At 40.9% G+C, this 26,147-nt stretch carries 23 protein-coding genes and 2 pseudogenes; 5 read left to right on the top strand and 20 right to left on the bottom strand.

Annotated features, from left to right (window positions below; genetic code table 11):
* Nucleotides 1–12: 12 nt before the first annotated feature.
* The 7 genes and pseudogenes from JCM19043_RS18645 to JCM19043_RS04865 form a co-directional block, all read right to left on the bottom strand.
* Nucleotides 13–774 (bottom strand): hypothetical protein, encoded by a 762-nt coding sequence (locus JCM19043_RS18645; RefSeq protein ID WP_369813764.1) that lies wholly within the window; start codon nt 772–774, stop codon nt 13–15.
* Between the two features lie 93 nt (nt 775–867).
* Nucleotides 868–1,268, bottom strand: a pseudogene (locus JCM19043_RS18640) (6-phospho-alpha-glucosidase); the annotation flags it as partial.
* Between the two features lie 179 nt (nt 1,269–1,447).
* Nucleotides 1,448–1,618 (bottom strand): hypothetical protein, encoded by a 171-nt coding sequence (locus tag JCM19043_RS16735; RefSeq protein ID WP_231631399.1) that lies wholly within the window; start codon nt 1,616–1,618, stop codon nt 1,448–1,450.
* 13 nt (nt 1,619–1,631) lie between these two features.
* The gene (locus JCM19043_RS04880; RefSeq protein ID WP_197274742.1) at nt 1,632–3,062 is read right to left on the bottom strand and encodes a PTS transporter subunit EIIC; all 1,431 of its coding nucleotides are present in this window, start codon (nt 3,060–3,062) and stop codon (nt 1,632–1,634) included.
* A 19-nt stretch (nt 3,063–3,081) separates the two neighbouring features.
* A complete protein-coding gene (locus JCM19043_RS04875) occupies nt 3,082–4,806 on the bottom strand; it encodes a hypothetical protein (RefSeq protein ID WP_304438232.1) in 1,725 nt (574 codons plus the stop codon).
* 123 nt (nt 4,807–4,929) lie between these two features.
* Nucleotides 4,930–5,611 (bottom strand): annotated as a pseudogene (locus JCM19043_RS18365) (alpha-mannosidase); the annotation flags it as partial.
* Nucleotides 5,612–5,794: 183 nt separating this feature from the next.
* The gene (locus tag JCM19043_RS04865) at nt 5,795–6,529 is read right to left on the bottom strand and encodes a MurR/RpiR family transcriptional regulator (protein ID WP_062320490.1); all 735 of its coding nucleotides are present in this window, start codon (nt 6,527–6,529) and stop codon (nt 5,795–5,797) included.
* 276 nt (nt 6,530–6,805) lie between these two features.
* Here JCM19043_RS04865 and JCM19043_RS04860 point away from each other — a divergent pair, with 276 nt between their 5' ends.
* Nucleotides 6,806–7,141 carry a MurR/RpiR family transcriptional regulator gene (locus JCM19043_RS04860; protein WP_062320488.1) on the top strand — a complete coding sequence of 112 codons (336 nt, stop codon included), beginning with the start codon at nt 6,806–6,808 and terminating at the stop codon, nt 7,139–7,141.
* The gene (locus JCM19043_RS04855; RefSeq protein ID WP_082394424.1) at nt 7,129–7,614 is read left to right on the top strand and encodes an SIS domain-containing protein; all 486 of its coding nucleotides are present in this window, start codon (nt 7,129–7,131) and stop codon (nt 7,612–7,614) included. The genes JCM19043_RS04860 and JCM19043_RS04855 overlap by 13 nt, the downstream gene beginning before the upstream one ends.
* Before the next feature lie 134 nt (nt 7,615–7,748).
* Here the strand turns inward: JCM19043_RS04855 and JCM19043_RS04850 are convergent, their stop codons facing one another.
* Both JCM19043_RS04850 and JCM19043_RS04845 read right to left on the bottom strand, forming a co-directional pair.
* Nucleotides 7,749–8,447 (bottom strand): N-acetylmannosamine-6-phosphate 2-epimerase, encoded by a 699-nt coding sequence (locus JCM19043_RS04850; RefSeq protein ID WP_062320484.1) that lies wholly within the window; start codon nt 8,445–8,447, stop codon nt 7,749–7,751.
* A gap of 1 nt (nt 8,448) precedes the next feature.
* Nucleotides 8,449–9,990, bottom strand: coding sequence for a PTS transporter subunit EIIC (locus tag JCM19043_RS04845; RefSeq protein WP_062320482.1), 1,542 nt, complete (start codon nt 9,988–9,990; stop codon nt 8,449–8,451).
* 364 nt (nt 9,991–10,354) lie between these two features.
* Between JCM19043_RS04845 and JCM19043_RS04840 the strand changes: the two genes are divergently transcribed.
* The 3 genes from JCM19043_RS04840 to JCM19043_RS04830 all read left to right on the top strand — a co-directional run bounded on the left by JCM19043_RS04840 (nt 10,355) and on the right by JCM19043_RS04830 (nt 14,486).
* Nucleotides 10,355–12,268, top strand: a complete 1,914-nt coding sequence (locus tag JCM19043_RS04840; RefSeq protein WP_062320481.1) for an ATP-binding protein — start codon at nt 10,355–10,357, stop codon at nt 12,266–12,268.
* Nucleotides 12,269–12,362: 94 nt separating this feature from the next.
* On the top strand, nt 12,363–13,361 hold the full coding sequence (locus JCM19043_RS04835; RefSeq protein WP_062320478.1) for a response regulator: 999 nt from the start codon (nt 12,363–12,365) through the stop codon (nt 13,359–13,361).
* Nucleotides 13,362–13,505: 144 nt separating this feature from the next.
* Nucleotides 13,506–14,486, top strand: a complete 981-nt coding sequence (locus JCM19043_RS04830; RefSeq protein ID WP_197274741.1) for a hypothetical protein — start codon at nt 13,506–13,508, stop codon at nt 14,484–14,486.
* 177 nt (nt 14,487–14,663) lie between these two features.
* Here the strand turns inward: JCM19043_RS04830 and JCM19043_RS04825 are convergent, their stop codons facing one another.
* The 11 genes from JCM19043_RS04825 to JCM19043_RS04780 form a co-directional block, all read right to left on the bottom strand.
* Complete coding sequence (locus tag JCM19043_RS04825; RefSeq protein WP_062320476.1) at nt 14,664–15,494, bottom strand: carbohydrate ABC transporter permease; 831 nt, start codon at nt 15,492–15,494, stop codon at nt 14,664–14,666.
* Nucleotides 15,491–16,372 carry a carbohydrate ABC transporter permease gene (locus tag JCM19043_RS04820; RefSeq protein ID WP_062320474.1) on the bottom strand — a complete coding sequence of 294 codons (882 nt, stop codon included), beginning with the start codon at nt 16,370–16,372 and terminating at the stop codon, nt 15,491–15,493. Before JCM19043_RS04820 ends, JCM19043_RS04825 begins: the two co-directional genes overlap by 4 nt.
* A gap of 85 nt (nt 16,373–16,457) precedes the next feature.
* Nucleotides 16,458–16,655 (bottom strand): hypothetical protein, encoded by a 198-nt coding sequence (locus JCM19043_RS04815; protein WP_062320472.1) that lies wholly within the window; start codon nt 16,653–16,655, stop codon nt 16,458–16,460.
* A gap of 185 nt (nt 16,656–16,840) precedes the next feature.
* Complete coding sequence (locus tag JCM19043_RS04810; RefSeq protein ID WP_062320470.1) at nt 16,841–17,746, bottom strand: ABC transporter substrate-binding protein; 906 nt, start codon at nt 17,744–17,746, stop codon at nt 16,841–16,843.
* 184 nt (nt 17,747–17,930) lie between these two features.
* Complete coding sequence (locus JCM19043_RS16285; protein WP_156321338.1) at nt 17,931–18,347, bottom strand: TIM-barrel domain-containing protein; 417 nt, start codon at nt 18,345–18,347, stop codon at nt 17,931–17,933.
* A 14-nt stretch (nt 18,348–18,361) separates the two neighbouring features.
* Complete coding sequence (locus tag JCM19043_RS04805; protein WP_197274740.1) at nt 18,362–19,444, bottom strand: glycoside hydrolase family 31 protein; 1,083 nt, start codon at nt 19,442–19,444, stop codon at nt 18,362–18,364.
* A gap of 94 nt (nt 19,445–19,538) precedes the next feature.
* The gene (locus JCM19043_RS04800; protein ID WP_062320468.1) at nt 19,539–21,113 is read right to left on the bottom strand and encodes a response regulator; all 1,575 of its coding nucleotides are present in this window, start codon (nt 21,111–21,113) and stop codon (nt 19,539–19,541) included.
* Complete coding sequence (locus JCM19043_RS04795; protein WP_062320466.1) at nt 21,088–21,750, bottom strand: sensor histidine kinase; 663 nt, start codon at nt 21,748–21,750, stop codon at nt 21,088–21,090. The genes JCM19043_RS04800 and JCM19043_RS04795 overlap by 26 nt, the downstream gene beginning before the upstream one ends.
* A complete protein-coding gene (locus JCM19043_RS04790; RefSeq protein ID WP_231631398.1) occupies nt 21,711–22,910 on the bottom strand; it encodes a sensor histidine kinase in 1,200 nt (399 codons plus the stop codon). The genes JCM19043_RS04795 and JCM19043_RS04790 overlap by 40 nt, the downstream gene beginning before the upstream one ends.
* A 201-nt stretch (nt 22,911–23,111) precedes the next feature.
* Nucleotides 23,112–25,367 (bottom strand): family 16 glycosylhydrolase, encoded by a 2,256-nt coding sequence (locus tag JCM19043_RS04785; protein ID WP_156321336.1) that lies wholly within the window; start codon nt 25,365–25,367, stop codon nt 23,112–23,114.
* Complete coding sequence (locus tag JCM19043_RS04780) at nt 25,325–25,774, bottom strand: InlB B-repeat-containing protein (protein WP_062320462.1); 450 nt, start codon at nt 25,772–25,774, stop codon at nt 25,325–25,327. The genes JCM19043_RS04785 and JCM19043_RS04780 overlap by 43 nt, the downstream gene beginning before the upstream one ends.
* Nucleotides 25,775–26,147: the final 373 nt, after the last annotated feature.

Below are 26,147 nucleotides of genomic sequence, written 5' to 3'. Positions count from 1 at the left end.
GTCTTTCACGTATTAGTTTAATTCTGGCCAGTAATCTTTATTTGCTTCAATCAAGGCATCGAGTACAACCCGAGCTTTTTTCGCATCCACAACGGTACGATTAAGTGTCAAGGCTTGGAGCGCTTTTGTATATGACCCTTCCATATAGGCTTCAACGGTCAATTTTTCAAAGGCATGTTGATTTTCAATCAACCCTTTATAGAACGTGCCAATCTGACCAACCGCATAAGGTTGTGGCCCATTGGCACCAAGCGTTGCTGCCACTTCAACCATACTATCATCTGGTAAGTTCGCAATGATGCCATCATTTCTCACCATCACGATAAAGGTTTTCCGCTCATTATTGGCAATCGATGCGGCGACTTCAACCATCATATCACCATGAGCATCGTTATGAACAACTTTTGAGTCACGTGCGGTGCCATTGTCGACAATACGACGACATTCCTCAAACACTTTCTTCTCTCGACCTTCTCTTACCTCATCCGTTCTCGTCCAGTTCGGATCTAGTTTTTTCACTTTATACTCTGGATAGAGATAATATTGTAAATACGTATTCGGTAAATAATCAGGAAAATCTTTTAACATGTCCTCCACCATCGCATACGTCTCAAGCCACGATTGATCACGTTGTTCCGCATCAACCGGTCTAAAGCCACCATTTAAAATGATCTGTTTTAACTCTGGTGCCCGGTCACGTCCTGTTTCATCATAAATATGTGTAAACCAACCGAAGTGATTGAGACCAAAGTAAACGGGCTCTAATTTATTCACATCATGATCAATCAGTTTTGAGTACGATCGAAGTAAGTTGACCGGTTGATCGCAAATATTTAAGATTTTGTCTTCTTGAGGGAAGATTTTATCAAGCGCTAACGCGACAATCGCCGCTGGATTCGTATAGTTCAAAATCCAAGCATCTGGACTTAACTGGCGTACGTCACGTACCATCTCTTCCATATCACGAATCGAACGCAATCCGTAACTAAAGCCCCCCGGTCCACACGTTTCTTGACCAATGACGCCATGTTGAAGGGGAATCTTTTCATCTTTTTCACGCATATCAAATCCACCGTACGCATCTGACAGAAAACAAAATCAACCTCTTTATAAGCGACTTCTTTATCGGTCGTATACACAACCTCTACCTCCGGTGCTTCTTCTTTAAAGAGAATCTTCGCAAACTCACCAATCACTTCTTGACGCTTTTGATCAACATCATATAGCACGACCCGGTTTAAGGCGAACTGATCTAAATGTGTCGTCATCGCTTTTAAAATACCTGGTGTCCACGTTGAACCGCCACCGACTAAGACAATATTATTTTTTTTCATCATCAACATCCCTCTTTTATTTATTAGTGAATGACGGATGACTTAGCATTAATCCGTCAGTCACTGCTTTGCTTTTATTTGTGTGTTTAATTCTTGTGATAGCTCATTAACGCTTACGCTTTTTGTTCATACATATAGTTATCAACAATGTTACGCATCTTAGAGACCCGGCCACCATAGACAACATGTACGGTGTTAGCATCCGGACGCACAATACCATTGGGGTTGGTTTTCTTTAAATACGCTTCTTTCACAAGCTCGCCATTTTTCACTTCTACACGCAAACGACTAATACAGTTATCGACATCGACAATATTGGTAAGCCCCCCAATCCTTCAATGATGTTTTCAGCCGTCTTACGATCCTGTTCTTTGACTGGCACGTTTTCCGTATCATCCTCTTCATCATCTTCAAAGTCGTCTTTCGACGACCAATTGTTAAGACGTTAAACTTACGGATAATAAACGTATAACTGAAATAATACATTGCGAAGAATATCGGACCGGCAATTAAGTAAATGTACCATTTCGTTTCAAGTCCTTGGAAGACACCAAAAACTAACCAGTCAATGATTCCCCCTTGAATATTCCCAATTCCTGCATCAAAAATAGCTGGGACTAAGAACGCTAATCCCGCAAAGATCGCATTTACGATCCAAAGGACAGGTGAAATAAAGATAAAGGTAAATTCAATCGGTTCGGTAATACCGGTTAAAATCACCGCTGTTAAACCGGCTAGGAAGAACTTTAAGACTTTCTCACGTTTTTCCGGTAACGCCATCCGGTAGATCGCCAAGACGGCTGCTGGCATACCGAACACCATGTGTAAGATCTTACCTTGTGCTAAGAAGCGAGTCGCATCTGTTGAGAACGGTAAATTATTATCTAATTGATACAGATAAATCTGTAAGGCACCGACAAGTGAATGACCATCAATATTTTCTACCCCACCCAGAGCGGTGAATCTAAACGTTTGATTTAAGATGTGGTGCAAGCCCGTTGGATTAATGATTTTTTCAGTAAATCCATAGAGGAACGTACCAAACAATCCTGTTTCACTAATTAATTCACCCATATTGATGATACCTGCGTTAACAATTGGCCATACAAACGTTAAGCCAATACCAACCACAACCATCACTAAAGCCGAGATAATCGGCACAAAACGTTTGCCGCTGTAGAATGTCAGCGCCGCATGCAGTTCTGTTTGTCTAAACTTATTGTGTAAGTAGACGCCCATTAAACCAGCGATAATACCACCAATCACGTTCGTGTTATAAACAAAGATCCCAAGCGTACTTGTAAAACGGGCATTGAGTAACGTTGCCTCCACTTGACTTAAACCTTCGGTTTCCATTAAGTAGGCAATCGATGTTGTCTCAGGCGTATATCCTTGTAACGAAAGGAAATAGTTCATCCCGATGAGCATCGCAATATACCCAACAGCGCCTGCATAAACAGCCACTTCTTTATCACGCTTCACCATGCCAAGTGGAATCGACATCGCGAATAATAACGGTAAATACCCGAATGGGAGGGCTGATATTTTTCTAATCATACCTAAAATGTTTTGTAAGAAGGTATTATCTAAAAAGGGCATAAATTCAATAATATTCGGATTTTGGAGCGCTGCGGCAAGTCCAAGGAATATCGCCATAAATGACAGTAAACTAATCGGGAATAAGAGCGACTTTCCGAAGCTTTGGAAATTCTTTTTAAAGTTTGTCATATAACTGCCTCTTTTCTTCTTAGTGATGTAATATAAACTGGATAATTTGTTGGGGCCTAACCTCTACTTGTTCAACAACATGAAGGGATTCTTCCATCGCATTCGCTATTTGCGTACCTGGAGGTAAGGTTAAGTTCTCTGTTTCAAACATTGGATTATATAACCGGACAAATAACTGATTGTCTTCTGTACATTTCACCGCTGAGACCACACACTGTCCTAAGTCTAGGGTGACATCAGCTTCGTCTAATGCAACGTTAGGTCTTGGATTAATATTAAAGCGATTAAATGCTTTTCGTTGGTAAGCAACAAATGGTGTGAGATAGCTTTTGGCTTGTTTGTTTTGCGTCTCGATTTGTTCAAAATCAAACGCACAGTTAAACGTAAAGGTTGTGTTGGTTAATTGATTATCTGGTGTTTTGATTTCAATACCTGACGGACGACCGGGTCGATTCACAAGATTTCGTTTACCTAGGTGAGAGAACGTTCTAAACAAGGTAAGATAAGCGCAATCACCAACTACTTCATATTCTTTTAGCCCTTTCGTATAGAGGTTAAATTGATCATCAGCTGTTAATGATAAATAACTTTGCATCGTTTCGATACTGACTGGTTTTTCAACCCAGTTGTCTTGTTCCCAAATCGTTAACGGTTCTGTTAAATACACTGGTTTAAATTGATCAGATAAATAACCATCTACTTTCACTTGATTGGTGACTATTCCCGTGTGAAACACAAGTCGGTAACGACTATCAGCTGTTACGTTTGTGTGATTCAGTTCAACGTATACTTTCGGATCATTGTTAAATAATCGACACGTCCCAGTAAATTCTACCTGCGTCGTTGCTTGTTTGTTTTCTCGTTCTGTCTGATGACTCGGAACATCAAAAGCAATCGTTAACTGGATCACCTCTGATAGATCTCTTTTCTCAACCTGATAGGACAGCTCACCCACGTCCTTACTGTTAAGCACCCAATCATTCACCGGTGGTGAGTAATCATAACTGTCACCCGCATCCCCACTATTTTCAATCGAAAGGACGTTGGTAAAGAGGCGATTCGTTGCTTTATGGCGGTAATGTAGTTGATTGTTTTCAATAAATAGTTGACCAAATTGATTTTCTATCATGGACTCTATTGATTGTACCTCTTCAGCTCTTTCTGTCTCAACTTCTTCGTAAGTGACGTAACGCGCAGATAGCCCAAGCATCTCGTCCACGCTCACATAGACTTTCGTGCGGTAGACTTGAATGTCTTTAAGTCTCGCCGCCACTTGACGATCAATTAAACCAGCATCTTCTATTTGTTGATGTTCAATCACGTAGTCAATCTCTTGTCCCGATTCATCATAAAGAAGAAAGTTTTTTGTACGCGTGATCATCTCAAGTGACACCATCTCATCGGTGCGCTTTTCTGGTAGTGGGTTCACAATCACGATTGTCTGATCCGTCTCTTTATTAGCCATCGTCAGTAGTCTTAAATGCAGGTCAATTTGTGTGTCAACCATTTCTTTTGCGTTAATGAGACGCTGCCTAATATCTTGATTAACCGCATCACTATTACACCCACCAATCGAGTCATGCGCATGCGCACCGAATAATAGCTTGGCGACTTTTTCAACCACACCGTGGGGGTACGGGATACCGACCCGTTCACCAATCACTGCCAGTGGCTCTAAGGTGTGATACAACTTCGTTTCAATCTCATTGTTTAAGAGTTTAATATCCATCCGAGTTGAGCCGATCGTGCGGTGGATACGCGCATGTTTACTATCAGTCAGCTCGCCTTTAACAATCTCAAGGTCTTCTTTATTTAGTGTGTGAAGATAACCTTCAAAATCTGTGAGTGAGAAGTTATCTTCTGGATACAGCTTTTCTAGCGCCGTTATGACTTGTTTAATGTCACGTTGAAGTGGCATTTGATCGTGTCCATTCATAATTAAGCGGCTATTTGAAGCAGAATAAGCATCAAGGACACTCATTAACTTTGCCATTCTCTCACTTAGTAGTGAAGCGTCACTTTCTAAATACTTTGCCCCCTGATACCCTGTCGCTAAGTTCACACCGAAAATTTGTGTCCCATCAATACCTTCCCACAAAAAGTCGGACTTCTTTGCTTTTAACTCACTAAAGCCCCGCCAAAAGAAAGTTGACTCTATACCGAAATGTTGATAGATTTGCGGCATTTGACTCGCATGTCCAAATGTATCTGGTGCATAACCGACAAGCATCGGCTCACCAAATTCTCGTGCGCGTTTAATGCCGTAATAGAGATTTCTAAAAATGGATTCCCCGTGGACAAGTAATAAATCCGTTTGTGTATACCACGGTCCTACTTAAATTGCCTGATTGAATGAGTCGCTTCAGCCGTGGTTCTTGTGTTGGTTCCAGTTCTAGGTAGTCGTCAATCATAACACTTTGCCCATCTAAAATATAAATGGTCTCTGGATTTTCTTCTAAATAGTCCATGACATCTTGCATATGGTTTCTTAGTAACACCTTTGTTTCATCTTTTGTAAAGTACCACTCCCTATCCCAGTGTGTATGCATTAAAATTCTAATATCTCGTTTCATGATATCCCCCTTATGTGTTGATGACACCCTAAGTATAGCGCTTACATTTATCCGTGCGTTTCAAAGAGACGGATAATTATCCAAAACAAAAAGATCTCTTTTCACACCTTTAGCATAAGCAATTAAAAGGCGTGAGATAGAAGATCTTTTAAATAGTTATTACGTCGTATGATGAAAGTAATTAAGCTTTAGTTTGTTAATGACTTCATTGATCATTAAAATCATATGTAACTGTTGTTCACGAGAAATACCCTCCATTTTATCTACGGGGACATCATGAACGAAGGTATACGTGCTGTTTTCACTAATGGAGGAAGCTTTCTTTGTGATAGATAAAATGAACATATTGGCACGCTTAGCATTCTCAAGCATCTGGAGGCAGCGCTGCGTTTCACCAGAACTGGAGAGAATGAGTAAGGTATAACCTTTAAATTGATTCAACATTTGTAGTTCAGAAACAACAATCGCCGGAATCCCAAAATATAAAAATTGTCTAGCCATATATTGAGCAGAAACATTAGAAGCACCTAAACCAAAGATGAGGATGGTGCGACGGTGCTGATAAAGATGTTTAACCAAGCTATCTACTTGCGAGAAATTAATTTTTGATAAAATATATTCTGTATTTCTAATGTGTGTTTGTGTTTCACTCGACAGTAAATCTACATCTTCTTTAATCGCATACTTTAGTTCACTAAAGCCCTTAAATCCGAGTAATTTTGCGGTGCGATTAATCGTCGCTTGAGACGTATAACTTTCTCGTGCGATTTTTACGACCGTATATTTCGGGATCTGATTGAAATGGGCTTCTAAATAATCAAGGACGGCTTTTTCGCTTTTCGTAATCGTTCGGTCAAAGTTTCGTTCTTTTAATTGATGAATGACCCGGTACATCTTGTTTCCTCCCTTTGTCAGTTCCTATGGTCACATAAGGCACTCCTTTATAGATTACCGCTTCAAGAGGGACCTGACAAGACGAACGTCAGTAATTTCACTGTTTTTTGTTTCCTTCGTCAGTGCTTTTCACATTATTTTCAGAATAGATACTAAATATAGTAACGCCTTTAATCCGTCCAGTTTTCAATGTATAATGAAAGGTGTAAATCACTTTCATTTTTTCCATGCTATTTAACATGGCCATGAAAACCTATGTAAAAAGGGAGACAAATAATGACGTCTGTATTAAATCAAATCCAACTACATTATCAATCATTAAGTAAATTAGAAAAAAAGGTCGCTGACTATGTGTTAGCCCACTACCCTAAGATTGCGAATATGCATATTAAAGACTTAGCTGAATCCGCTGGTGTATCGGTTGCGACGATTACCCGCTTTAGCCATAAAGTTGGCGCAAAAAACTTTGTCGAACTGAAAATCTCTTTGCGTGATGCGATTGAAGAAGAGGTTGAGTCGGATGATGCGATGGCCTTAGTCAATCATATGTACCAGTCGGTCGTTGAATCATCAGAATCCTTATCAACGATTGAGACTATATTGAAGCGGTAAATATTATTAAGCAAGCGAAACGGATTCATATCTTCGGACTTGGTAGTTCGGGGTTATCAGGGGAAGAGTTTAAACTAAGACTCCAGCGGATGGGATACAAAGTCGATACATACCATGACTCGCATAGTATGATTCTCTCCAGTGCGATTATGACAGAAGAGGACTGTGTGCTCGCGATTTCGTCTTCTGGTGAGACGAGTGAGATCATTGATAGTTTTGAACTCGCCAAACAAAACAAAGCCAATATTTTAGTCATGACTAACTACGTCGATACAAAGCTAACCGCCTTTAGTGATGTCACCTTATTCACCTACAGTATGCGTGCTTTTAAAACAAAAGGCTTACTCAACAGTCAGCTCTCGATTTTATATGTGATTGATATTTTAACGCTGCTGTTGATGCAAGATGACACGAGTCAATACAATTACGATAAAACCTTAACGGCGTTAAAAAATTATAAATCGAAAAAATAAAACGAGCCTGATGCGTGTCACTACTCACGCATCAGGCTCTTCATTTATCAAATGAGAAAAACATTATTATCTTACAATAGGTGTTGTTAAGGTAAAAGCTCTAAGAATTCTAGCCACAAAACTCTTTTGTCACATTAGCCATTGTGACGCGTGTCAATCACTTCTTTAAAGCGCGCAGTAATCAGTTGTGGGCGGGTAATCGCACTACCGACTACCACAAAATCTGCGCCGTTTTCCAGTGCTTCTTTCGCAAGCTCTGGTGTGTTTAACTTACCTTCTGCGACAACAGGGATCGATAACTGTTGTTTCATTTCCTTTAATCGTCTAAAGTCATCATCAAACAGTGATTGACCTTCTGTTTCTTTTGTGTAACCAATGAGCGTGGTCGAGACACAATCAAAACCTAACTGTTCAGCCATGACTGCTTCTTCAACTGATGACACATCCGCCATTAGTTCAATATCTGGACGCTGCTCTTTCGCATAACGTACCAAGTCTTCTAACGACTCACGACCTGGACGCGTGCGTCCTGTCGCATCAAGGGCGATCATATCAACGCTTGACGTAAAGAGCTCATCAAGCTCTTTTTTGGTCGCGGTAATAAAGACGTCTGAATCGTCGTAGTCGCGTTTTAAGATGCCGACGACCGGAAGGTCAACCGCTTGTTTGATCGCATTGATATCTGATACCGAGTTGGCGCGAATACCGTCCGCTCCGCCCATCTGTGCGGCAATGGCCATCTTCGCCATAATATCAGATGAGTGGAGAGGTTCGTCTTCTAATGCTTGACAAGACACCACGAATGGTCCTTTCAACTCTTTTAAAAAACTCATATTAATTAGCTCCCATCGCTTCTTCTACTTCATTTTTAATGTTGCTGACTTGCGGTCCGTAAATAACTTGAACCCCGTTGCCTTTTAAGACAACCCCGTGAGCACCCGTTTGTTTTAATAATTGTTGATCGACGATTTCGCCATTAAAGACACTAACACGCAAGCGTGTCGCACAGTTATCGACATCTTTAATATTTTTCTCGCCGCCAAGACCTTCAATGATTTTTGACGCGCGTTCTGTTTTTGAAAATTCGACTGTCTCTTCTTGTTCGTCTTCACGACCGGGTGTTTTAAAGTTGAATTTCTTGATTAAGACTTTGAACGTGAAGTAATACAAGAAGAACCAAGGAACACCGACAATTGGTACGTAAATCCAGTTTGTTTTTTCTACCCCTTGTAAGACACCAAAGAGTAAGAAGTCAATGAAACCACCTGAGAATGTTTGACCAATTGTAATCTCAAAGATATGTGCCATCATAAAAGCGACACCATCAAAGAAAGCGTGGACAACATAGAGAACCGGTGCGATAAAAAGAAACGAGAATTCAATTGGTTCTGTGATACCAGTTAAGAATGATGTTAAACCAGCTGACAGCATTAAACCAAAAACTTTCTTCTTGTTTTCTGGTTTAGCCGTATGATAAATCGCTAAACATGCCCCGAGTAAACCGAACATCATCGTAATGTGACGACCGGACATAAAGCGTGCCGTTCCAATATAGAACTGGCTCACGCTATCAGCTTGAGCTAATTGCGCAAAGAAGATATTTTGCGTCCCTTCGATTAAAGCACCATCGACAACCATTGATCCACCAAGTGACGTTTGCCAGAATGGCAAGTAGAAAATGTGATGTAAGCCAAATGGTCCAAGGAGACGTAAGACAAAACCATAGATTAACGTCCCTACATAACCCGTAGCTTCTACTAAGTCACCTAATCTAAAGATACCTGATTGAACGATTGGCCAAAAGAAGAACATAATAACACCAAGAATAATAGCTGAAAACGATGTAATAATTGGCACAAACCGTGATCCACCAAAGAAACCTAAAAAGCGTGGTAATTCAATCTTGTTGAAGCGTTGGTGTAACATATACGTCATGATCCCGACGAGAATACCACCAAACACGCCTGTTTCTAATGACTGAATCCCTAAGACAAATCCTTGACCGACTCCGGCGATGTTTGTCTCTGCGAGCTCCCCGCTGATGATCAGGACCGCATTAATCGTCGCATGCATGACGAGGAAACCAAGGACAGCCGCAAGGCCTGCCGTTCCTTTATCACTACGTGCTAATCCAATCGCAACCCCAACAGCGAAGATGATTGGCAAGTTACCAAAGATAATACTACCGGCTGAACTCATCACTGTAAAGATCGCTTGTAGCCAGGCGACATCTAAAAACGGATAAGCGTTTACAGTTGCTTGATTACTAAAGGCGCCACCAATACCGAGTAATAACCCTGCTGCAGGTAATACGGCAATCGGCAACATAAAAGATTTACCAAAACGTTGTGCTTTTTCAAAAAAAGCGTTGTTCATGTGACTCACCCCTAAAAGTTTTATTTGATAACAGTTTACAACTTTATTTTTATTTTGTAAATAGTTTTTATTAAATTTTTAAAACGTTTTCTTTTCTTGCTTTTTCTAATTTCAACGATAGCTGATTGACACTCCTACTTAACAATACGTAAAAATCAAGTCACTCACACTACAATTATCTTCTAGATGTCTGTTGTATCATCGCCAAATCATTTAAAAACTATTCATGGATTCGTCATATTTACACTCGCCAAAAACGATCGGTCTATACTATAATGAGAGACAGCTTTATTTTTGTGAAAGATTGTACAAAGTTGTTACTGCGTGAGACATGATGAAAAAACATCGAGAAAGGAACACCTATATGCCGAAAATGACTCTCCTCACCTCCCAACCATTTATTAAAAAATTTATTATTAGTGTGAGTTTCGGACTGATTGGTCTATTATTTAGTGGCTACGCGATCCGGATTCCGTTTGGTGATTTTCAACTTAATTTCATCTGGAGTATCGCCTTCCCCCTTGTTATTACATTAGCGTACGGGTTACGTTTTGGTCTTCTTAGTATTACCTGCGGGCTTACTTTCTTATACCCGTTTATCTTAGGATATATGAATGGTTACGGCTCATTTGTCGGGATGTTGGTGTTATACGTTTGGATTGTGTTCCACGGCTTAGGTAAAGATTGGCGTGATAAAAGACCGACGCGATGGAACCACCCGATGATGATTCAACTGTTTTATTCTGTAGTAAGACTACTGATTTATGCGTTACTGTTTCAACCATTGATGACACTTAATCCACCACCGTGGAATCTAGAGGCTTTCCCTTCGATTCAATCAGAGATTGTTTGGTACTTTTCTGTGCGCGGTATCTTTATGGAGATGATGTTGTTACTTATTGTGGACACGGTACTTTTATTACCTCGCATTCGTCAACTGTTTAATTTAGAAACAGATGAGAGTATGCGTTATAACGGACGCGTTCTTACTGGATTTTTAGGCGGCGGCTTACTCTTTATTTCGTTCATTTTAGCTGTGCAATATACTCTGATTGATGAGGTCCCTTTAACCGATTGGCTCTTACCACCGAATCCAAAGACCTCACTTACGTTATTTCTTTCGAGTTTTCTGTTTATGATTATGGCCGGTGTCACGATGCGGTATGTCGAAAAGACGCTAACGAATGAACGCGCCTTTAAGACGACCTATGAACGCTATCAAGCCATTTTTGAACAGATGCAGGATATTTATTTAGAATTAATGCTAGACGGAACGATTGTGAACGCCTCCCCTTCAATCTACTCAACCTTAGACTTAACCGAAAACCAACTGATTGGCACAAATTTTTGTCAGCTATTTAGCGAAGTGAAAGGAAAAGCTTGGCTACAAGAACTGGAACAGCAAGGTGGCTTTATCGAAAAGAAAATGACGGTACTAGCACACAGCGGTAAGACGTTGGTTTGGTCGATTCACTTGAAAAAAATCCAGTTAAAAGAAGGTGAGCCTAGGCTCGTCGCGATGATTCGGGATATGACGGATATTGAAGAAGCGATGGAGGAAGTGACACGCTTAAATAGTGATTTAGAACGACGGGTCAACAAGCGCACGAAAGATTTACATGCCTCAATTGAGACACTCGAACGCTTTAACTATGTCGTCTCACACGACTTAAAAACACCGATTCGTGCGATTGATGCGTATACGGAAATGATTGAAGAGGATGAACATAATCTATCAGGTGAGACTAAAGATGCTCTCGCTTCTATCCGTCACATTGTTGCTGATATGATTCGTCTGATTGAGCGGTTGCTTCACTATTCACGCGTCAATCAAGCAACGATTGAAAAAGAGCGTGTCCCACTACAACCGGTCATCACCGATGTGTTAGATCAACTCCGACTCTCACATGACTTCACGGTCATATTCAACAAGCCGTTACCAACCGTATTAGGTGAGGCGGTGTTAATCAAACAAGTGTTTCTTAATGTCTTAGATAACGCTGTCACCTATAAAAGAAAAGACGAACCGCTATTACTTATGATTGATTCCGTTGAAACAGAAGATACACTTTCTGTTTTGGTCACGGATAATGGTTGTGGGATTGCCCCGGATGATTTACCACATGTGTGGGACTTGTTTACAACGGGACATCAGACAGGCACCGGTATTGGTCTTTCAACGGTCAAACGGATTATGGAAGCGCTCGGTGGTTCGGTTCAGCTTGAAAGTCGCCTGAAAAAAGGAACGACGGTAACGTTAGTCTTTCCAAAAGCGTGATGAAGGCATTGAATTGACTAACTGAAAGTAAAAATTAAAGCGCCAGACTATATATATGTATTTATATCTATCAAAGCGAAAGGATGTGTCGGCCATGTATCGGGTGATGATTGTCGATGACTGGGAGATTTTTTTAAAACAACTCAAACGAAAGGCAGACTTTGAAGCACATGGCTTTACCGTCGTCCATGAAGCCCCTAACGGACAAGAAGCTTTTCACTATCTGTTGGAACATGACGTTGATCTCATTATTACAGATATTCGAATGCCCGGCTGGGACGGGATTGATTTACTAAAAGCGATGCGTGAAGCGTCGATTGAGACGCATGTCATTTTCTTAAGTGAATATGAAGACTTTCAATATGCCAAACAAGCGATTCACTACAACATTACCGACTACCTAGTGAAACCCGTCAATGCGCGTGAATTACAACGGAGCTTAGCAGCATTAAAACAACAATTAGACCAACAAGCTGTCCGTCAACATGTTGATGATGAACAAATAGCCGCTATCATCCAATGTATCACTCTTAAGCAAGACGCTCTGTCATGGATCCAACCATTTCTTAAAGACTTAGATGAAGCGACTGACATAGAGCGTCTTAAAGCACAAATAGACACGTGTCTCGAAGCCGTGACAAAAGGTATTCTACAGAGATTTCCTTGGTACTTAAGGTTTCAACTGCCTTTTACCGTAACAATAGATAACAAACAAGCCCTTACCGATGCGATGGAGACCATCGCTTGCCCAGTGAAGCGGTTGTTTTACACATCCGCTAAGCAGCCTCTGATTGAAAAGGTCTGTCAGTTTGCCTTAACAACAGATGACAAAGTGACGATTAAAATGATTGCGGATGCGCTATTTGTGAATAAGAACTACTTAGCGGATACATTTAAAAAAGAAACCGGACTGACGCTTGGTGATTACTTGATTCAGGTAAAAATCTATCGGGCCAAGGTCTTACTCCTGACCACAACCGATAAATTATACGAAATCAGTGACCGGCTCGGTTACCGCAATCCGGAATACTTCAGTCGCGTCTTTAAAAAAGAAACCGGACTCACCCCCCTACAATTTAGAGACCAAGCGTAAACGCTATTTTACTTTCATATCAGACCTGTACATTTTAACGGGTGGAACTGGACATAATGACTTAAAAATTCTGATCAACTCCTTTATGATGAGAAGCGTGCACAACATGTGCAATACATCACAATTGAAAAGGGAGTTCACAACATGAAAAAATATCTTGCGTCATTTATGATGGTTTTAGCTTTTAGCGCGCTGCTTTTACTTAGCGCTTGCGGGACAGAAAGTGATAGTAACGCTCAAGCAGAAGAACCAGAAACAGACAAAGAAGACACCACCGCCGATACGACAAGCGCGGCAACAGAAAATGGGGAATATGAAATGACCACCCTTGATTGGTCAGCTCAACCACCAAGTGGGTTAATTAAAGGGAGCTACTACTACACCGAAGAACGCTTTAGACAAGGTCACCTTGGGACACTTGAAGTTGTTAAAAACGATGACGGGATTGCGTATATTGAATTTAACGAAATGACACGTCCGAACTACTATAACCGTTTCTTCCAAAACGTACCGAAACGTCTATCTGAATATAACTTCAGTATGGGTGAGAAAAAAGGTGCGGCTTGGATTCAAAGTGTTGTCTTAGTTGAACAACAAATGTTAGACAATCAAACCTTAACAGGTGAATTTGATGTGGTGAGTGGGGCATCAAATAGTATTCATCAATCCATGTTACCAATGGCTGAAAAGATTGATGCGCAAATGAGTGAAGAAACAAGTCAGGTATACTACGGGATTGCTGAAGATATCGGTGGCGGCTTAACGGGATTCTTACAAGTCGTGTTAGATGGTGAGACAATTACATCTGTTCGCTATGATGAGATCTTTGCCGATCATCCAGATGATATTGAAGACCCAGCTTTAAAACAATATTACCGCCAATCAAAATATGAAAGTGTTATTTATGATGAACCCTCACGCATTGGTTTCAACGTTCAAATGGATGCTTTAAATGAAAAAGTAGTCGCAACACAAGACTTACTTGACCTTTCTGAGTTACCAGCGATTGACGAAAGTGGCGATTACGCTTCAAGCGGCTTTACCATTCGTAACGATGCGTGGGATAACTACTTAATGTTAGCGGAAAAAGTACAAGCAGAATTAGTTAAAGACGGTTTACGTTAAGACAAAAACGTTTGTGCTGACACGACAATTCCATTAACTATCTTCTCCTTACCTAAGTATACCCAGTGTCAGTCAACGCTTTGTCTTATGTAATAGATGTGAAGAAAGAACAACCAGCAAAAGCCCTTTATTAGCACATGCTAATAAAGGGCTTTTGTCATGAATAGCATTAAATGATTAACCTTTCACAGAACCAGCTACAACGCCTTCAATGACACGTTTTTGCATCATAATATAGAAGACAACAAGTGGTAAGACTGATAGGACTAACATTGGGAAGAACGATGTCCAGTTCGTTGAGAATGGTCCAACGTTTTTATAGACTTCTTGGAGTAAGACCGCTTTATCTGGTGACTGCAAGAACAGTAACGGTGTTAAAAAGTCATTCCAAATCGCCAACGCGTTCAGAATAACGACCGTTGAAATAATCGGTTTTAATAACGGGAAGATCACTAGCCAAAACGTTTTAAACGTCCCGCATCCGTCTAGAAATGCCGCTTCTTCTAATTCAACTGGGACGGTACTAATGAATCCCCGTAATAAGAAAATCGATAGCGGTAAGTTAATACAGAACACACTGACTAAAATTACGCCCGTATGGGTATTCATTAAATTTAAACCAGAAATGATTTGATATAACGGTACAATCGCAATTTGAAACGGAATAATTAAACCGACTAAAAAGATATTGTACATCGTTTTAAATAGTTTCGATTGACTGCGAGAAATCACATAGGCAGCCATAGAGGCGAAGACGACTAACAAAATCACGGCGGAAACGGTAATGACTAAGTTATTCTTTAACGCATTCCCGTAATTCATCGCTTCTAAAGCCCGTTCATAATTCGCAAAGTTTAAGGAACTTGGTAATCCAAGAGGACTTAACGCCGCTTCTTCTGGCGTTTTAAATGTCGTCACGACTAAGTAATAGAGGGGTAAGCCGACGACGATTGAAATAAGCACAAAGCCTAACCGATATAACCATGTGGTCGCTTTTTTTCTCATCATGATATTTTTCGCTCCCATCTATTTAAGAAGATAATGACTATGCGTGATAGGATAAAGACGACAATAAAGAACACGACCGCGAGCGCCGAGGCATAAGCATTTCGTCCACTGTTAAATCCTTCTCTAATCATCGTTGTCATGATGGTCTCTGTCGCATAACCCGGACCACCTTTAGTCATCGCAAAGATGACATCAAAGACTTTCATACCACCAATTAAGCTCATTAATATATTAAACGAGACTGCTGGATAAAGTAGTGGTAATGTCACCGTAAAGAATTTACGGACACTGCCAGCGCCATCGATATCTGCGGCTTCATATAGAGCAGAGTCAATGCTTTTTAAATTCGCAATATAGATCACCATAGACCAACCGGACCACTGCCATACTTGCGTAATTAAAACAGAGTATAAAGCAAGATCAGCATCCCCTAGCCAGTTAATAGGTTGACCACCAAAGAACTGAATGATGCGGTTAAAGAGTCCAAAATCAGAGGAACTCATAATGTATTGGAACAAGAAACCTGTGACTAAAATACTTAACACGGCTGGAAGAAAGACAAGTGACTTAGTAAAATTAGCCCCTTTCATTTTCTTATTCAGAAAGACCGCCAGTAAAATGGCGACGATATTTTGGAAGATAGTGATTAACACTGCATACTTGACGGTATTACTAATACTCGCCATTGTTTTTGTATCACTAAATAATTGCTTATAATTCGCTAAACCAACAAAATCTAAATCGGCATTATAAACAGACCAATTCGTTAAACTATAGAAAAATGACATCAGTGTCGGAACAATAAAAAGAATAAAGAAACCAACAAAGGCTGGTAAAATCATCAGTAGAAATACACGTTCTCTTTTCTTACCGTACATAAGAAAACCCCTTCACAGATTTTTAACGGTTTATTTGTGAGTGAAAGGATCGGGTCTCTGACCGATCCTTTCTGTCCACATCCGCTTAATTTAGCGTATCAATTAATGTTTGGTTCGTCTCATCGGCATCTTGAAGTGCTTCTTCTACCGTCTTCGTGCCACTTAATACCTCTTGAAGTGACTTACCGTATGATTCAACAATCGGGTTACCTGAGAACCATGAGGCAGTCCAAGGGGCATAAACATTCCCTAACTTGAACGCTTCTTCACTATCGGCATACACCTCACCTAAGTCAACTTCTACCCCTGTTAAAAATGAGCTACCGGCATTATCTGCGACAAGTTTATGTTGAGCTTCTTCAGTTGCGGTGAGTTCTAATACCGCAAGGGCTTCATCGACATGTTTTGAGTTCGCATTAATCGCAAGCGCGGAACCCGGGCCACCTATCAGCCAACCTGGACCTTCTTCTACCCCTGGAATAGGAACATTCCTAACTCAATATCACTATTTTTCTCATAGATCGTTTCAATAGCCCACGGACCACTTTGCCACATCGCTGCTTTACCTGTCGCAAAATCATCCAATGCTTGATCGTAACTTAAGCCAAGCATCTCTTCTTTTAAGATGCCTTCTTCAATCAGGCGGTACCATTCTTCTACGTACGGTAACCAAGCTTCAGAAAGCTTTGCTTCACCTTCGTTAAATTGATCGTTAAATGCCATGTTGTCTTCGTTTGAATAGAATTCATTGTTCACAATCCCAATGCTTTGTTTCATCATCGGTTCCCAAGACTGCGCTCCCATTGCTTGTGGTGTCATGCCTTGTGCTTCTAGTTCTTTACTGACCGCGATTAATTGATCCAGTGAACGCGGAACCTCTACGCCGTATTCATCAAAGATGGCTTTGTTGTAGAAGAAACCTTCAAACCATGATTGTAACGGTGCGGCATAGACACTACCGTCAACAGAATACGGGGCCGTTCCTGAGGCAGCGTATTTTGACATAAAGTCATATTCCGTTAAATCTAATAAGTAATTAGCACGCGCCAATAGTTTTGCTTCGCCACCGACTTCAATAATGTCAGGACCTTCTCCTGCTTGAAGTTGTGAATTTAACACGTTGTTAAAGTTATCAAGTGCCACAAACTCAAATTCAACCTTGATATTTGGCAGTTGTTCATCAAGATAAGCTAAGTATTGTGCGCGACTTGATTCTGGGTTATACCCCATCATTCTAAGGGTAATCACTTCTTCATTTGTCTCATCTGATGAAGGGGTATCAGCATCACTTGAGGTATCCTCTCCACCACACGCCATTAATAATAGCGAGGTTAATACTAAACTAATCAATAGGGTAAGCGTTTTCTTTTTCATGTTCATCTTCCTTTCAAATGTTATACACTCATCTTACAAAACTCTCAGTTGTTAATAAATCAAGGATATTATGCTCTTTCTATCAACAAATTACGTTCGTATCATAAAGCGATACGCGATCGAGTTAATCACGTGCTTAAGATAAATAAAAGCTACCCTAACGTACATTAAGGTAGCTCGTTAATTAATGCGCCTGGTACTCTAAAACGATCGGCACGCCAAACGTATTCGTTAACGTCATCATTTCTCCCTGGCTATCAATAAGCTGATCCGCCATTTTCCACGTCCCTTTCGGTACATAGACAGATCTGTTCGTTGCGCCCTTTTGATAGATTGGAGCAACAAGTAACGTGTCCCCTAACATAAATTGATCGGTCACCTCAGCAACTTCTTCATCTGGGAACTGATACACCATGTAGCGAACAATCGGCTCACCGGTTGTTTTTGCTTGTTGAACCGCTTGAAGCAACACCTCACTTAAACGCGCTCTTTCACTGACACCATTCAGAATCGCCGCCATATAATCCTCATCTAAAAATCGGTCCGGTCGAGCTGAAAACTGCATCATCGGCATCAGTGAGGCAATCTCACTATGACGCACGAATAATTCTTGATCTAGGCACGTGACTCCAGTTCTAAGAAGTTTAAATATTCGCCCCCGCCAATCATATCCGGTGAACAAAACGGATGCCCGGTAATGCCTTGTAGGAGACTATTAGGCATCAGTGAGGCAATACCTGTGTCGCCCCAATCATGGTCTTTATCGCAAAGTCGCTGCATTAATGATAGGCCACCGGCATGTGTCGTCACCCGAAATTCGTTAAAAGCGAAACGCGAGCCAAACTCTGCCCAAAGTAACGAATGCTCATCTGGCGTTACCGGTCGGTAAGTAACGTTATCCTCGCGGTAATATAGACTGTCTCCCCCATCAAATTTAAAGCCAGCCACCCCTAAGTCTTTAAGTTGTTGTAGCTGTTGGTCAAGCCAGTGACGCGTTTTTGGATTAGTCAAGTCGAGTACAGCGGAGTGTCCGTTCCACCACTCGGTGATAAAGATAGTCTCATCTGGATTTTTCACTAATAAATCATGATCTTTTAAATAACGGTACTCGACCGTGTCCGGTGTAATATAAGGACATATCCATAACATCACGTGAAAACCTTTAGCGTTTAACGTTTGAATCATTCTCTTCGCATCAGGAAATTTCCCTTGGTTAAATGACCATTTACCGTAATAATCTGACCAACCATCGTCAATCATTAAAACACCAGCCGGAAGACCACTCGAAAGAAGACCGTCGGCATAGCGAAGCACGTCTTTTTGATTTTGATTAAACGTTAATTCAATCCACGTGTTATAGACCGGTTGAGTAAATAATTCCTCGGCTAATGTGATGGATTGAAACGGGAAAAAGTGTTGCATCGCATATACATAAGCCCCGCGCAAATCTTTTTGTCCTGTAATCACCTCTACTGTATCAGGTAGTTCAATCGTGCCCTTATTAAACCTTACGACAAAACCTTCTTTTTGATACATGACCCGTCCTTTCGTTGATAAAAATAACGGCATCAGTTGATTAGGACTCGTATTTAGACGCGAGTCACACGTGTAGTCATCTCGCGCTGAGATGGGTTGTTTGATCCCATCGTGTACATAGCCGCCATACCAATATTCATTTGGTTCCATTGACATTATCATGCCATTTCCCTCCATTTATCTTCCTTTATTATGTCTCTATTTAACCTTAATCGTCTTTTGAGTGAATAAACAGTCAATCCATTCTTGATTTCTTTTACTTTATTACGTTCTTTTGTCGATATTGATTTGGCGTCATGCCTTCATATTTCTTGAACACCATCGAAAAATAACTCGGGTTATCATAACCGACTTGAAAAGCGATTTCATAACTTTTTAGCTCTGATTCTAGTAACAGTCGTTTCGCTTTCTTTAACCGGTACTCGGTTAAATATTGCCAAAGGTTCATACCGACTTCGCGTTTAAATAAATAACTAAAATAGTTTTTACTTACCGCGATTTCATCACAAATCGTCTCTAAGTTTAAATTCTCTTGGTATTTTGTTTTAATCACCCGAATACCATCTTGAACTAATCGACTGTACCGCGCATCTTGATGGTCATGATCATACAGTGCCACATACAGTAACTGATGCATAAACGCTTGGAGTTGTTTTAAATCGGTTAACTGTTTGATTTCCTCATACGATGTTTTAAGAAGACGGGTCGTCTCGTCATTCTCTATGTCTTGAGCAACTAAAGTGCTTTGAATGAGTGTCGTAATCTGATAGCACGTCTCATAAATCGTCTCTAGTGCTTCAGGATTAATATGTTTGGAGACAGCAAACAAATCATCCAACACCTTTTTCGCCTGTTGAAAGGACTTTTGTTTGATACTGTCATGAAGTTCTTTTAGTAAGCTTTCTGTATTTAGTTCTTTAAATGCTTTAGAGTCCATGTTGTAGCTAAAGCCAAGAACCGTATCGGTATCTAAATACATCGTATACCGTGTCAAAAGCTTCGCTTCTTCATAAGCTTGATTAAGGTCGGTTAGCGTATGATAGACGTGACTAAAACAAGCATGAAAGGATAACGGACTCACCTCTTGTAGCTGTTGCACGATTAGTTTGGCGAGATGACCCATTTCAGAGGGGGACACCTGTGAAATGAGACATACCCAAGCCTCTTGGTGATAGTCAAAGATGACATGCCCCGTATCACCTAACACACCTGACATCGTCCGCTCTACTTTCTGCTTATGATCCTGACTCATATGACCGGCTTTATTGAACTCCTCCATGGACTGATACTGTAGTTTAATAATTAAAACAAGGTAGTGACGAAAGTCCACCGGATAATCCTCAGCACGAACCGCTAACAAGTCGATCGGTTGGCCTGAGAATAAGTAATTTTTCAGATACAACCGTTTTAACTCTTGGTCATGTTGTTCAATCATCGTCTCAATCTGTCGTTCACCTAAGATTTTTTCGATAACATGGGTAATGGCTTGAGCTAATTCATGTTCATCAATCGGCTTTAAAATATAGTCATGACAACCGAGCTTCATCGCCTCTTGGACATAACGAAAGTCACTGTAGGCGCTAATTAAAATGAACGCCGGTTGGTGTGAGGCTGTTTTTGTCTGTTTAATAAGATCCAGTCCCGATTGCTTAGGCATATTAATATCGGTGATCACGATATCAGGCTTGGTTTCTTCCATCACTTCGAGTGCTTCCACCCCGTTACTTGCCGTACCGACGAGTGTTAAGTCAAGTGATTGCCAGTTTATAAGGTGCGTGAGTAATTGAATCGTTAAAGCTTCATCATCAACGAGTACGACAGATAGTGTCATCATTTTCCTCCTTATGCTGGTTTAATAATCGTTTAGGTAAGCTAATCACAACGGTGGTACCCGTTCCTTCCGTTGCATAGACAGCTAAATAGGCGGCGCGGGTAAATTCATGCGTCAAGCGTTTATATACGTTCGCTAGTCCAATGCTTTGAATATTCGTTTGTGACGCATCTACTTGGTCTAAACTCACCCGTAACGCCTGAAGTTCATCAGCTGACATGCCGCGGCCATCATCCGTCATTACGAGGACTAAATCGTCGCCTTCTTCTTCTACGAGTAACGTGATTTGGCCCGTTTTTTTGCCACTGAGACCGTGTAAGATGGCATTTTCAATCAGCGGCTGAAGCAGTAACTTTGGAATAAGAATATCTTCGAATTTTTTAGGTAATACAAGATCGAGCCTAATATGAGCATCAAAGCGAATGTTTTGAATCGCCAAATAATGTTCTAGATAGGTGAGTTCAACTTTTAACGGCACACGGGCATACGGTTGATAGACCGCGTACTCCAACATTTTACCGAGCAAGGTCGATAAGTGTGAGATTTTCTCACTTTCTTTATTTATGGCCAGTGCCTTAATCGACTGGAGCACATTATTTAAAAAGTGTGGATTAATTTGATTTTGAAGCACCCGCATTTGTTCCTCCGATACTTTTTTCTGTTCATCACTAAGTGCGCCGTTAGAGAGGTAATGTTATGGACCATCGTTTCAGCCGCATCTGATAGTTCTTTAATTTCGTCACTGCTTGACTTATCAAAAGTGACGTCATAATGCCCTTTTGAAATCTGATGAAAGTTATCGATCACATGTCTCATCGGCACTAGCATACTTTTTGATAACAGCCCTGAGACAATGGTAATTAAGATCGCGGAAGCGATGATGACGGTCAGAATGACCGTGAGTAAGTTCCACTCAAATGCGGTCACACTGGACATCTTCTTTACCCCAATCATTTGCCAACCGGTTGGCCTGATCACATTCGACCTAACGAGTAAATCAGCCCCCTGTCCAAATGGTTCTTCTATCACCGTATCAACGTCTGAATCAGACAATGTCTCCCCTACGGCCATGAGTTGTTGATGTGACAACGTCAGTGATTCCGGTAAGTAGACCCACTCTGTGCCATTACTAATTAGAATATTTAGGTCTTGATCGAGTGTATTTTCTAATAGAATGGCGGATAAATCGATATCGTAGACTAAGTAAGACCGGTCTGTCGGCGCAAATAAAAAGGTGTTTTGAATCTGCCTAATAATTGAAATCGTTTGTTTTTCTTGGTGATTGAGTAAATAGTCGGTTGGATGAAAGCCGGTAAAATAATTATCACTAAATCGGTCATTTTCAATCACATCGCTAAACCAAGGGGCATCATAAAAGTTATATTCATTCCGCACGTTTTTCTTATAAGAATACAACATATGACCAGATTCGCCGATAATATAAGCGTTTTTAATATAAGGCACCAGCGTAAGTTGTTGAAGGCGTTCATGAACGAGTCGTTGATTCTTTAACTCAATCGCGTAATCAATTTGTTCTGTCCGATTGCGATACCCGACCGCTCGCTGGACGTCTGGGTCATTGGCGATCAGGTTGGTGAAGCGGTCCAGATTATCTAAATGATTATGTAATAAATCTAAATTCGCCTCGACGACATGACCAAGGGTTTGGTCACTGTGCGTACGAAATGACTGATTAATCATATGAAACATAATCATCCCGACTAGAGAAATGATAACAATAAAAATGAGCGAAAAAGCTGTACGCATCTTCGCCTCGAGTGTGTTTTTCATTAACATACGTGACACCGCTTTCAGTTTAATCCCTATATCATAGCACACCTCGTTCAATGACCACATCGGCTTTTTTTACTGGTTCATTGAACATTTGTTGAGGCTATTCTTTCCATCCTTCATTGATATCCCATGACTTAAACAGGACTAGCTGCCACGCTGCCTTTATACAACGTGGCTCTTACCTGTTTTACAATTGACTCTTGACTACGAAGCGCGTTTCTTTTTTGTATAGGTAAAAACCATCACGCCACTACATATCAACATTAAACCTAACATGACAAACAGATACATGTTGGTTGCCGTATTAGGAAGCGTGTGACCTGTTGAATCATCATCTGACGTTGTATCATCTGTTGATGATGACGCCTGGTCTTCCGATGGTGTCGTTGGTTGATCATTAGCTGTGTGATCTTCTTCTTCCGCACCATTTATGTCTTCTTCTGGTTGATTGTCTGTATCAGGTTCATTAGGTACGACCGGTCCTTCTTGGTCGCCTTCATCAGGACTTGAGACAAGGGTTAAACCATTGAGCGCAGTTTCTAAATCAGCTAATAACTGAGACAATTCAGACTCTGTTGAAATACTGTCCATCTCGGTTTCAACGAGTCGGATGGCCTCTTGTAAAGCTCGGAACGATGGATCAGTATACGTTTGTTCATCATTACTGATTGCTTTCGCTTCTTCTAATCGCTCCATTAGAAGAGATTTATCTAGCGGTGTAATGGCTGGAAGTGTTTCGAGTGCATTCATCGCTGTTTGTAGGGCTAAGACGTGTGCATCAATGTCTGTTTGCGTGACATTCTCTTTCACTAGAAGTGCCTTAGCATCGTTAAGTACGTCAGTAAAGCTCGCGAATGAGGTTTCTGTATAGCCATCAGGCGTGTATGGGTCTGCTTCATTTATTAACGTTTGTAAAGCGATCCAATCAAGGATCACGTCGTGATCCGCAAAGGATAACTCCCGCATCGCCATTTTATTGACCCAACGCAGACCGACATCAGTTAAGATCATTTTGACTTGTGTCGTTTCTGGTACAGAAACTTCCACAACAAGCGTTTCACCACGTTCCGAATTACCGGCAGGTGCCCAAGGAACGGTATACGTGTCTTCTAACGTTATCCATGTATCTGTTTCGGCGTCATAGTAGGCCAGTTGGAAGGCTTTGATCCCTTGGTCATTCCCGTAGTTTGTCGATAGTTCAATGGTATGGAGTTGCACTGTCTGTTTAAAGTCATACGTGATACTTACTTCTTCATTCTCAGGTAACGTATTTGACTCGAATATAAACTCCCCACTATTACTTTCATAGTTGCCATCAAATAATTTACCGAGTTGGGTCTGATCATTTTGGCTACCGAGATTGATACTACTATAAGGAGGCAGCGGCGGTGCTTCTGTTACTTCTACTGTTAAGAGCGCCTCTGTTAAACCAGGCGTATTTTCTGGTAGATTAACTAATCGCCCGCGTTTCGTTAATCCTTCACCGTTATTGAGCTCGGCTAAGTCTGTTTCTGTGATTGGGTCCCACTTCACAAATTCTTGTGTCACAACGCCGTCGTTCCATTCCACATCAACATAAGATAAGGTGTTTGGTAAGTTTGGTTCAACATACTCTGTACCTTCTTCTCCTAATACAAAAGAGGTGTAGGTTGTCAGTTCAGCTTCACCTTCTGTCACAGTGACTGTAGACGGGTGAATCTGCGTTATTTCAAGTTCGCTCGCTGAGAGGGCTTGATTTTCTTCTGGTATCTTTTTATAAACCCTTACATAATCAATATCAAAACTATTTGGATAAGGCATCCATTCCCATGGACCTGTCCAACCACCGGCACGTTTTTCATACAATGAGAACAATTGAATCATAGGGTAATCAATTTTCGTATTGACTGCGCCAATGTCTTTCCCATCAACGTAAAAGACTAAGCGGTCAGGATGCTCCCCAGCACCTGTCCCCTCTTGCCAGTCAAAGCCATACGTGTGCCATTCATGATGAAAGTCAGCCGTTGGATCGGTATACGTACTCGCTCCACCGCTAAAAGGTTGTGATGGATCATTCCACGCGTGAAAGGCTCGTGGTACTCCGTGTTTGTTGTTACCTAACACTTCAAAAATATCAATTTCAGCTGAGTGTTCCGGACGGTCTTCAAAGCCGGTTAACCACCAGGCTGAATGTCGTGATGAACCTGGTTGAGTTTTCGCACGTATTTCATAATAACCATATTGATTAATATGTGTCACTTCTGTTTCAACAGGGTTTCTTACGACATTATTTTTCGTCCAATTATGAAGACCATTTCGGTTCCCAGTCGTAAAACCACTCACGACCGTTTGACCATCGTATTCTTCCGCCCACGGACGGGTCTCTTCATAAATTTCAAGTGACATAACGCCCTCTTCTAATGTATACGTCGGTTGAGCTAAAGCCGGCTCTCTTGTCCATGATGATAAATATTTATCCACCCAAGTGCCATCGTTAAGGTCCCATCCATATTGTTGAATTCATCTTGGAAGATTAAGCGGTAGCCATCTTTTTTTACTGGGCTTGGTGGTGTATGTACGCCCCACTTGGCAGTTAACACGACATCTTGATTAATCGTCAGCGGGAAAATCACCTCATACTCAAGATCGTCTCCGTAAAACCATCCTAAAAAATCATAGGCGTCATGTGTGATTGCTTCAAAAGGTACCTCTGTTTCTGTTAAGGGTTGTCCACTTGTTATCGTGACATTTGTCTCTGCTTCGCCATTGTTGGGATCAAAGGTTACCGTGTGACTTGCGGCATCCGCTAAGACTGATGGTGTTGCTAATACAATAAAAAATAAGACCATCGCTATGAGCGACCATACACTACGTTTCATCATCTTCATTTCATATAAACCTCCTTTAGATTTTCTACCCGGAACATTGAGGGTAGTCTTTATCCAATAAAACTTGTCGTCAGATAAGTTAGATTAAGTTAAGCGTTTACATTTTTAAATTTCACCTACCTTGTTTGTTTTAACTTATCTAACAGACATCGTACCAAAGGAGAGCGTCCAGATACATTCAGAATATTATTCGATTTATATGAATATATTATGTTCGTCGAACATAACCAATCAAGATTGATAACCACATAACCAAAACACACACGAATCAGTGTACCTTTTCTCTCATTTTGATCAACAAAAAACCCTAACCCCGTTGAAGCCTTCGCTCTCACGTTGTTAGAGTTTTTATCATCGTATTCTATATATTTAA

It is taken from the genome of Halolactibacillus sp. JCM 19043 (assembly GCF_001310395.1).
Classification (GTDB): Bacteria; Bacillota; Bacilli; order Bacillales; family Amphibacillaceae; genus Halolactibacillus; species Halolactibacillus miurensis.
Note: the sequence above shows the minus strand (reverse complement) of the source record. Positions and strands in the feature narration are given on the sequence as shown.